This window comes from Microbulbifer donghaiensis (assembly GCF_900129095.1).
Taxonomy (GTDB): Bacteria; Pseudomonadota; Gammaproteobacteria; order Pseudomonadales; family Cellvibrionaceae; genus Microbulbifer; species Microbulbifer donghaiensis.
On sequence record NZ_FQVA01000003.1, the window covers coordinates 400,798 to 409,865 of the forward strand.

Annotated in this window: 10 protein-coding genes and 1 pseudogene; 7 read left to right on the forward strand and 4 right to left on the reverse strand. The window is 64.1% G+C overall.

The window, feature by feature from the left end:
- Nucleotides 1-21: 21 nt before the first annotated feature.
- Both BUC36_RS13740 and BUC36_RS13745 read right to left on the reverse strand, forming a co-directional pair.
- Nucleotides 22-786: a LytR/AlgR family response regulator transcription factor gene (locus tag BUC36_RS13740; protein WP_456085481.1), complete on the reverse strand. Its 765-nt coding sequence runs from the start codon at nucleotides 784-786 to the stop codon at nucleotides 22-24.
- On the reverse strand, nucleotides 783-1,925 hold the full coding sequence (locus BUC36_RS13745) for a sensor histidine kinase (protein WP_084536042.1): 1,143 nt from the start codon (nucleotides 1,923-1,925) through the stop codon (nucleotides 783-785). The genes BUC36_RS13740 and BUC36_RS13745 overlap by 4 nt, the downstream gene beginning before the upstream one ends.
- Nucleotides 1,926-2,031: 106 nt before the next feature.
- Here BUC36_RS13745 and argH point away from each other — a divergent pair, with 106 nt between their 5' ends.
- Nucleotides 2,032-3,453: an argininosuccinate lyase gene (argH, locus tag BUC36_RS13750; RefSeq protein WP_073276104.1), complete on the forward strand. Its 1,422-nt coding sequence runs from the start codon at nucleotides 2,032-2,034 to the stop codon at nucleotides 3,451-3,453.
- Nucleotides 3,454-3,567: 114 nt separating this feature from the next.
- On the opposite strand, the gene cyaY is transcribed toward argH, so the two are convergent.
- The gene (cyaY, locus tag BUC36_RS13755) at nucleotides 3,568-3,903 is read right to left on the reverse strand and encodes an iron donor protein CyaY (RefSeq protein ID WP_073276107.1); all 336 of its coding nucleotides are present in this window, start codon (nucleotides 3,901-3,903) and stop codon (nucleotides 3,568-3,570) included.
- 90 nt (nucleotides 3,904-3,993) lie between these two features.
- On the opposite strand from cyaY, the gene lptM reads away from it, so the two are divergent.
- Genes lptM through xerC form a run of 5 tightly spaced genes read left to right on the forward strand, consistent with a single transcriptional unit; the run spans nucleotide 3,994 to nucleotide 8,096 of the window.
- Nucleotides 3,994-4,266 (forward strand): LPS translocon maturation chaperone LptM, encoded by a 273-nt coding sequence (lptM, locus tag BUC36_RS13760; protein ID WP_073276109.1) that lies wholly within the window; start codon nucleotides 3,994-3,996, stop codon nucleotides 4,264-4,266.
- Nucleotides 4,263-5,525 (forward strand): diaminopimelate decarboxylase, encoded by a 1,263-nt coding sequence (gene lysA / locus BUC36_RS13765; RefSeq protein ID WP_073276111.1) that lies wholly within the window; start codon nucleotides 4,263-4,265, stop codon nucleotides 5,523-5,525. The genes lptM and lysA overlap by 4 nt, the downstream gene beginning before the upstream one ends.
- A gap of 57 nt (nucleotides 5,526-5,582) precedes the next feature.
- The gene (dapF, locus tag BUC36_RS13770) at nucleotides 5,583-6,413 is read left to right on the forward strand and encodes a diaminopimelate epimerase (RefSeq protein ID WP_073276113.1); all 831 of its coding nucleotides are present in this window, start codon (nucleotides 5,583-5,585) and stop codon (nucleotides 6,411-6,413) included.
- Nucleotides 6,414-6,431: 18 nt separating this feature from the next.
- On the forward strand, nucleotides 6,432-7,172 hold the full coding sequence (locus BUC36_RS13775; protein ID WP_084536044.1) for a DUF484 family protein: 741 nt from the start codon (nucleotides 6,432-6,434) through the stop codon (nucleotides 7,170-7,172).
- A gap of 9 nt (nucleotides 7,173-7,181) precedes the next feature.
- Nucleotides 7,182-8,096, forward strand: coding sequence for a tyrosine recombinase XerC (gene xerC, locus BUC36_RS13780; RefSeq protein WP_200797282.1), 915 nt, complete (start codon nucleotides 7,182-7,184; stop codon nucleotides 8,094-8,096).
- Between the two features lie 76 nt (nucleotides 8,097-8,172).
- Here xerC and BUC36_RS13785 read toward each other — a convergent pair whose 3' ends face one another.
- The gene (locus BUC36_RS13785; RefSeq protein WP_073276117.1) at nucleotides 8,173-8,397 is read right to left on the reverse strand and encodes a hypothetical protein; all 225 of its coding nucleotides are present in this window, start codon (nucleotides 8,395-8,397) and stop codon (nucleotides 8,173-8,175) included.
- A 363-nt stretch (nucleotides 8,398-8,760) separates the two neighbouring features.
- Between BUC36_RS13785 and BUC36_RS13790 the strand changes: the two are divergent.
- Nucleotides 8,761-9,068: pseudogene (locus BUC36_RS13790) on the forward strand (IS3 family transposase); the annotation flags it as partial.

Sequence of the window (9,068 nt, forward strand, 5' to 3'; positions counted from 1 at the left end):
GCGGGAAGAATAGTTGCCGTATCAGGCTTCCGGCTCGCCCAGCAGTTCCCGCTCCAGCAGCAACTTGACGCTGCCCAACAGGCGCCGGCTCACCTGCGGCTCCACGGCAATGCCATCGAGCTGCAAATAATATTGGCCGCCGGGGGTGCGACGGAGGCCGCGCACATAGTCCACCGCCACCAGCGCATTGCGGTGCACGCGCACGAAGCGCTCGCCGAACTCGGCCTCCAGCTCCTTTAATGACTCATCCAGAATGGTCTCGCCGCCGTCGTGGTGGGCGACCACATATTTGCTGTCGGCGACGAAGCAGCGAATGGCATCGACGTCCAGCAGTTCAATACCGCGGCGGCTGACCGCCTTGATGCGATTGCGCCCGGATTGAGGGTTGCTCTCCCGCTCGAACAGCCGGCGCTGTGGCTTGCTGAGGCGCTGCACCTTGGCAATCGCCTCAGCCAGCTGCCCGGCGTTGACCGGTTTCAACAGATAGCCCACCGCGGCAGTGGCGAAGGCCGGCAGCGCAAACTCGTCGTGCGCGGTGCAGAAAATCAACGCCGGCGGGTATTCCAGTGCCGACAGGCGGCGCGCCAGCGCCAGGCCGTTGTCGCCCGGCATTTCGATATCCAGCAGCACCAGGTCCGGATCCAACCTGTCCACCTGCGCCAGCGCCGCCTCGGCGTGGTCGGCTTCACCGACCAGTTCGCAGTTGGAAAGCTGCCCCAGCTGGCGCGCCAGCCGCGCGCGGGCCAGGGGTTCGTCGTCGACGATCAGCACTGTCAGGGGGTTCATAGCGCCGCCTCCGCTGCCGCTTGCCTGCCCGCGCCGGCCCGGGCCAGCGGTAGCAGCAATTGCACCCGGTAGCGATCGCCGTCGCGGCCGGCGGCGAAGGCAAAGCGGTCGCCGTAATGGGCGGCGAGGCGCTGGCGGATATTGTCCGTGGCAATACCGTTGCCGTCGGCCGAACCACTCGCCTCCCCTGCCGCGGGCACCGGGTTGTCGATAGCCACCAGCAGGCGACCATTTTCAATGTTGATCTGCACCGCGATCTGCCCGCCCGCGCGCAGCCGCGCTACGCCGTGCAAAACCGCGTTCTCCAGCAGAGGCTGTAGCAGCATGCTCGGTACTTCCAGCTGCCCCAGTTCATCGGGAACGTCCCAGTGCTGCTGCAACCGCTCGCCGAGGCGCAGGCTCTCGATATCCAGATAGCGTCTGGCCAGCGCCAGCTCCTGCTGCAGTGGTACCAGGCGGGAATCGGCGAGGCTGGCGCGGAACAGGGCGGACAGGTCCTCCACCAGGCGCTCGGCGCGCTCGGGGTCTATCGCAATCAGGCTGGCGAGGCTGTTCATGCTGTTGAACAGGAAGTGCGGGCGGATACGCGACTGCAGCGCGTCGATGCGCGCCCCCAGCTCCGCCTGCTGCTGGTTGTACAGCTGCTGCTGCACATAGGCGTAGCGCAACACCACCCCGGCGCAGATGGCACCGAGCAGGCTGTCGCGGGCGAAACGCCAGACATCGAATGGGGCACTGGACAACAGCGCCTGCCACCACTGCTGCGCCCCCATCACCGCCAGCAGCACTGCCAGCACCGCGGCAAAACTGAGACCGCCGGCCAGCCTGTGCGACAGCCGCGCCAGTCGTGGGCGCAGCCGGCACAGCAGCGCCGCCGATGGCAGGATTACCCACTGTACCGCCAGGGACACCAGCCCGAGGCGCTCCCAGCTGAACGCGCGCAGGCCGTCGACCGCCAGTACCAGCACCAGGGCCAGCAGTTCGCCCATCAGTACCAGCGCCGCCAGTGCGGATACACTGCACAGGTCCGGCAGAAAGGGAGCTTGTTCGGGACGCGCAGAATCTTTGCCTTTTGCGGCAATTTCGCGAATTTGCTGCGCTATAATGCCCGCCGGCCGCGCGGGCTGTGGAGAAGTCATGCCAATTGTTATTCTTGAATGTCCCGAAGTCAGACCGGGAAGATACCACTAGCCCGCGGCGCTTTCACCATCCACCATCCACCCCCATTGAGCTGTCAGGGACACCATGAGCAAAGACAACGCCTCCTCCGAATCCGCCACCAATCCCGCTGCCAAGCTGTGGGGCGGCCGCTTCAGTGAAGCCACCGATGCCTTCGTGGAAAGGTTTACCGCTTCGGTCACCTTCGACCAGCGCATGGCGCTGGAGGACATTCAGGGCTCCCTCGCCCACGCGCAGATGCTGTCGGAAGTCGGCGTGCTGACCGCGGACGAGTTCCAGCAGATCGCCGACGGCCTCAAGGGCATCGCCGCGGAGATAGAGGCCGGTGAATTCCCCTGGTCGGTACAGCTCGAAGATGTGCATATGAATATCGAGGCGCGCCTGACGGATCGTATCGGCGCCACCGGCAAGAAGCTGCACACCGGCCGCTCGCGCAACGACCAGGTGGCTACTGATATACGCCTGTGGCTGCGCGGCCGCATCGACCGGATCGCCGCCGAACTGACCCGCCTGCAGAGCGGCCTGGTGGCACTGGCCGAGCGCGAGGCGGACACCATCATGCCCGGCTTCACCCACCTGCAGTCGGCGCAGCCGGTCACCTTCGGTCACCACCTGCTGGCCTGGAACGAGATGCTCAGCCGCGACTACGGCCGCCTGATGGACTGCCGCAAGCGCGTCAACCGCTCGCCGCTGGGCGCCGCCGCTTTGGCCGGCACCAGCTATCCGATCAACCGCGCGCGCACCGCCGAGCTGCTCGGCTTCGACGCACCGACGGAGAACTCCCTCGACTCGGTCAGCGACCGCGACTTCGCCATCGAATTCTGCGCTTTTGCCGCGTTGCTTCTCACGCATTTGTCCCGCGCAAGCGAAGAGTTGGTGCTCTGGACCTCAAGTCAGTTCGATTTTATCGATCTGCCCGATCGCTTCTGCACCGGTTCCTCGATCATGCCGCAGAAGAAAAACCCGGATGTACCGGAACTGGTGCGCGGTAAGACCGGCCGCGTCAACGGCCACCTTGTCGCGCTACTCACCCTGATGAAGAGCCAGCCGCTGGCCTACAACAAGGACAACCAGGAAGACAAGGAACCGCTGTTCGACGCCGCCGACACCGCCCTCGACTGCCTGCGCGCCTTCGCCGACATGGTGCCGGCGCTGAAGGCGAAAAAAGACAACATGCTCGCCGCCGCGGCCAAGGGCTTCTCCACCGCCACCGACCTGGCGGACTACCTGGTGCGCAAGGGCGTGGCCTTCCGCGATGCCCACGAGATCGTCGGCCAGTCGGTTTCGTTTGCGATCGAGCAGCAGAAGGATCTGGCGGAACTCAGCCTGGCGCAGCTGCAGCAGTTCTCCGACCAGATTGGCGAGGACGTGTTTGAGGTGCTGACGCTGGAGGGGTCGGTGGCGGCGCGGGACCATATCGGCGGCACCGCGCCAAACCAGGTGCGCGCCGCCTGCGCACGGGCGAAGGAATTGCTTGCCGAGCGCTAAGGGCGCTGTAGGAGCCCGTAGGATGGGCAAAGGAGCACAGCGACGTGCCCATCACCGGCCGACGATGGGCACGCTGCGCTTTGCCCATCCTACAAAGTTACAAGTTCGTGCGCATTATTCGAGACCGAGGGAAACCGGCTCGCCCTGCTGCTCGGTCAGGACGCGGTCGAGCAGCGTCGGCAGATCCTCACCGGTGGTGGAGCATTTCCAGCCCGGCCTGGTAGCGGAATCGACGAAGCCCAGGTGGTAGCCGCCGGACCGGGCCGCCACCCACAGTTCCTGCACGGCGCTCTGGCGAGAGAGAATCACCTGACTGCCGTTGTCCTCCAGGGTGATCGTCAGCACCGCGTCGGCGCGCTCGTAATCCATATCCCAGTCGCAGTTGTCGAGGGCATCCTCGATGGCAATCAGGGTTGCTTCAATCGCTGCGTTGTAGGCCGCCTGACTCATAAATCGGTTACTTCTGTTACTGTGTTGCTGGAAGAATTGGCTCGCTATACTAGCAGGCTTTTCTCAATACCATGCCGCAGGACGCTGTCGATGCCGAAAAAGTTTTTCCTTCCTTGCGCTGTGCTGCTGGGCGCAGCCGGACTGATCAGCGGATGCGGGCAAAAAGGTCCGCTGTACCTGCCGCAGGAACCCGCCGCACCGGCGCAGCCGGTCACGACCATGCCGGCCGGGCCCCAGTCCACCACTGTGGAACCCGCTTCCGCGCCACCGGCGCAAACCCCTGAACAGGCGGAGCAACAGCAGCGCCGCGCGCCGGCAACGGAACAGACCGACGCGCCCGCGGAGCCGGTGTACGAAAAATGAGTGATTTCAATTATCGCGACGGCAGCCTGCATGCGGAAGATGTCTCGCTGGAGCAGATTGCCGAGCAGTTCGGCACACCCACCTACGTCTACAGCCGCACCCACTTCGAAACCCAATACCTGGCCTACGCCGACGCGCTGGGGGAGCACCCGGGCCTGATCTGCTATGCGGTCAAGGCCAACAGCAACCTGGGCGTCCTGTCGCTGCTGGCGCAACTAGGTGCCGGTTTCGATATCGTCTCCGCCGGCGAACTCGAGCGGGTACTGCTCGCCGGCGGCGACCCGTCGCGCATCGTGTTTTCCGGTGTGGGCAAGACCGCCGCGGAGATGCGCCGTGCGCTGGAAGTGGGCGTGCACTGTTTCAATGTGGAATCCGAGGCGGAACTGGTGCGGCTCGAGCTGGTGGCGGCAGAGTGCGAGACGAACGCGCGCATATCGCTGCGGGTCAACCCGGATGTCGACGCCAACACCCACCCCTATATCTCCACCGGCCTGAAGGAAAACAAGTTCGGCATCGCCATCGATGCGGCCCTCGACGTCTACCGGCGGGCGGCGCAGTCGCCGCACCTGCAAGTCGTGGGCGTGGACTGCCACATCGGTTCCCAGCTCACCGAGATAGCCCCCTTCCTCGATGCACTCGACCGGCTGCTGATCCTGATCGACCAGCTGGCCGCCGAGGGGATTCAGCTGGAACACCTGGATCTCGGCGGCGGACTCGGCGTGCGCTACCGGGGCGAGGAACCGCCGCCGGTCAGCGACTATATCGGCGCGATCAAGCAGCGCCTCGGCGAACGCCAACTGGCACTGGTGCTGGAGCCCGGCCGCTCCATCGCCGCCAACGGTGGCCTGCTGCTAACCCGCGTCGAGTACCTGAAGCGCACCGCAGAGCACAACTTCGCCATCGTCGACGCGGCGATGAACGACAACCTGCGCCCGGCCCTCTACCAGGCCTGGCAGGACATAGTGCCAGTCACGCCGAACAACGCGAATAATGAGATCTGGGATATAGTTGGCCCCGTGTGCGAGACCGGCGACTTTATCGGTAAGAACCGCTCCCTGGCCCTGCAGGAGGGGCAGCTGCTGGCGATGCTGTCGGCCGGCGCCTACGGCTTCACCATGAGCTCAAACTACAATAGCCGTCCGCGCACCGCGGAAGTGCTGGTGGACGGCGACAAGACCTACCTGGTGCGCGCGCGGGAAACCCTCGCGGACCTGGTGCGCGGCGAGAGCCCCGTGCCCGAGAAGCGCGGATCGAAGTAAGGACTGGAAAGGGCTGACCTGTGCCGCCCGCCACGGATTGAATCACTGAGAAACGGAATGCGCGTTAAATTCAGCAAAATGCACGGCCTCGGCAACGACTTTGTGATGCTCGACGGCATCACCCAGCGTATCAAGCTGTCACCGGAGAAAATTCGTTGCCTGGCCGACCGCCATATCGGCATCGGCTGCGACCAGGTGCTGCTGGTAGAGTCGCCGCGCAACCCCGATGCCGATTTCCGTTACCGCATCTTCAACGCCGACGGCGGCGAAGTGGAGAACTGCGGCAACGGCGCGCGCTGCTTTGCCAAGTTTGTGCGCGAGCGCCGCCTGACCGGCAAGAAACAGCTGCTGGTGGAGACTGCCGCCGGCATGCTGGAGCTCAGTTTGATGGACGACGACCAGGTCAGTGTCGACATGGGCGCGCCGATTCTCGAGCCGGAACAGATCCCCTTCGCCGCCGACCGCCGCGCGGAAACCTACCCCCTCGATGTGGACGGCGAAGTCTTCACCATCGGCGCCGTGTCCATGGGCAATCCCCACGCGGTGCTGCTCGTCGACGACGTCGACACTGCACCAGTTGCCGCCCTCGGCCCGAAAATAGAGAGCCACCAGCGCTTTCCGCAGCGGGTCAATGTCGGCTTCCTGCAGATCGAATCCCGCGACCGCGCGCGCCTGCGCGTGTTCGAGCGCGGCGTCGGCGAGACCCGCGCCTGCGGTACCGGCGCCTGTGCCGCCATGGTATCCGCGCGCCTGCGCGACCTGGTGGATGACAGCGTCGAGATCGCGCTGCCCGGCGGCACCCTGACAATCCACTGGAGCGGACCCGGGCAGCCGGTTACCATGACCGGACCCGCGACCACCGTATACCACGGCCAGATAGTCCTCTAACCAGCGACCAGACAGATAATGACGGAACACAGCGACGCCACCCGGGCCACAGAAGACGTCACCACCGACGGTGACATGGAATCTCAGCGCAACAAGAAGCTGCTGGCGCGCCAGGTTGCCCGCTACCTGATCCAGAATCCGGATTTTTTCGCCGATCACCTGGAGCTGCTGGAGACCATCAAGCTGCCGCGGGAAAACGGCAAGACAGTGTCGCTGATGACACACCAGACCAACCTCCTGCGCGAGCGCAATATCGAGATGCGCCAGCGCCTCGACCAGCTGCTGCACAACGCCCGTGACAACGATCAGCTGTTCCTGCACAGCCGCCGCCTGATGCTGGCGCTGCTGGAGGCGCAGAACGTCGGCGAGGCCACCGATGCCCTGTACAAAAGCTTTGCCGACGATTTCGGTGTCCAGTTCACCAGCCTGACCCTGTTCGGACCGCTGCCGCCCGGCCGCGGCGCCCTCGGCCAGGTGCGCACCAGCTCCCGCAGCGCGGCGGAAACGGCCATCGGTTCGATTCTGCGCAACGGCCGCACCGTTTGCGGCGTACTGCGGCCGGCGGAAAAGGCCTACCTGTTTGGCGATGACGGGGAGAAAGTCGGTTCCGCCGCGGTGGTGCCGCTGGCCAACCAGCTGGGTGTGCTCGCCGTCGGCGCTGTCGATCCGCAGCACTACCGCTCCAGCCTCGGCACCCTCTTCCTGTCCTATATCGGCGAGGTGCTCGAGCGCATGCTGCCCCGCCTGCTTGAACCCTAAACGCCGGCCCTGAGCACTGTGGAACTGGCCGGCGCCATCACCTACTTCCTGCAACAGCTGCGCACCGAGAAGCAGCTATCCCCCCACACCCTCGATGCCTACCGCCGCGATCTGGCCAAGCTGCAGCAGCTGGCGGAGGCGGAAGGTGTGGAGCACCTCAACGAACTGCGCGAGATGCAGTTGCGCGGCTGGCTGGCGCAATTGCACCGCACTGGCCTGGGCGCCAAGAGCCTGCAGCGCTGGCTATCGGCCGTGCGCGGCCTGTGCAACTGCGGTCTGCGCGAACGCTGGCTGAAAGCCAATCCGGCCGAGGGCCTGCGCGCGCCGAAGGGGGAAAAGCGGCTGCCGAAACTGCTCGACGTGGATGCCGCCTCCGACTTTGTCACCAGCCCCGATAGCGACGACAGCGGCGTTGACGAAACCCTGATCCTGCGCGACCGCGCAATATTGGAACTCTTCTACAGCAGTGGCCTGCGCCTGTCGGAACTGACATCGCTGGACTGGCAGGACCTGGAGCTGCGCACAGGTGAAGTGCGGGTGACCGGTAAGGGCGGCAAGAGCCGTCAGCTGCCGGTAGGCAGCAAGGCCATCGACGCGCTGCAGGCCTGGCGCAGGGCCGCACCGGCCGGCGGAGGCGGTGCCGTGTTCACCACCATCAAGGGGCGCCGGCTCAGCAACCGCGCCGTGCAGGCCCGCCTGGCGCACTGGGCCCAGGCCAGTGGCGCCGAACAGCGCGTGCATCCGCATATGCTGCGTCACTCCTTCGCCAGCCATATGCTGGAGTCCAGCGGCGACCTGCGCGCGGTGCAGGAGTTACTCGGCCACGCGGATATCAGCACGACACAGATCTATACCCACCTGGATTTCCAGCACCTGGCGCGGGTCTACGACAGCGCGCACCCGCGGGCCAAAGACAAGAAATAAAATGTGTACTTATGGGAAAAGAGGTTGCGCGGGGCGGGTACCAGTTCCGCCCCGCGGCTGACGAAATGCAGGGCACCTAGATAGGTCGACTGCCGTATTTGGGTTGCGGCTTGCGCGGGGGATCCGCGGTAACGTCCGGATCTATTTCTGCGATGGCGCCGCCGCGGGCGAGAAACTCCTCGACGTCGGCGCTCAATTGACTTCTGGCCCGCTTGCGCGAGGTGACACTGCGTTCTTCGGCAAATTCCTCAGTATCTTTGGCGCGAGAAGTATTGCCCTGCTCTTCGTAACCATCTTTCATAACTGAAACCCTGTAACTGTTACTCCTGTTACAGAGGAAGTACCCCTGTGCCGCCCCTTCCCCGCGGCGCTAACAAGATCGAAAACGATTCGCCTGTGGCGACTGTTTACCGTTAGCTCCTCAGTAAGCTGCGGCGATTAATATATAGGCAGTTTGCGCAGACCCCGCCAGCGCTTGGCGGGAGAGCAGGTAGAGTTTTTTGTTGCGGATTGATGGCTGGAATATTGCCGCTGGTTATAGAAATTGGGGCGCCATTTTGCCGGCGCAAAACTGTGCCAATCTTTTGCGCGGGCCCAGAGACGAGTGGCTAATTTGTCGCAGATGTCCCGTCCTGAAATAGGTTGATACTTTGGAGACCTATTAATGGATACCCCTATTCCTACCCGCCCAAAGCGCACCCAGCGTGATTACACCTTGGGCTTTAAATTGGCCGTCGTCGAAGAGGTCGAAAGAGGCGATCTGACGTATAAACAGGCTCAGGATATCTACGGCATTCAGGGTAGAAGCACTGTACTGGTCTGGCTCCGAAAGCATGGTAAGTTGGACTGGTCTTCCACCAGGAGCAGCTCCATGTCAAAGAAGCCAGAAACACCTGCCCAAACCATCAAGCGGCTGGAGCGACAGCTCAAAGACGCCGAGGATCGCCAGTATCTGATGGAGAAGATGATGGA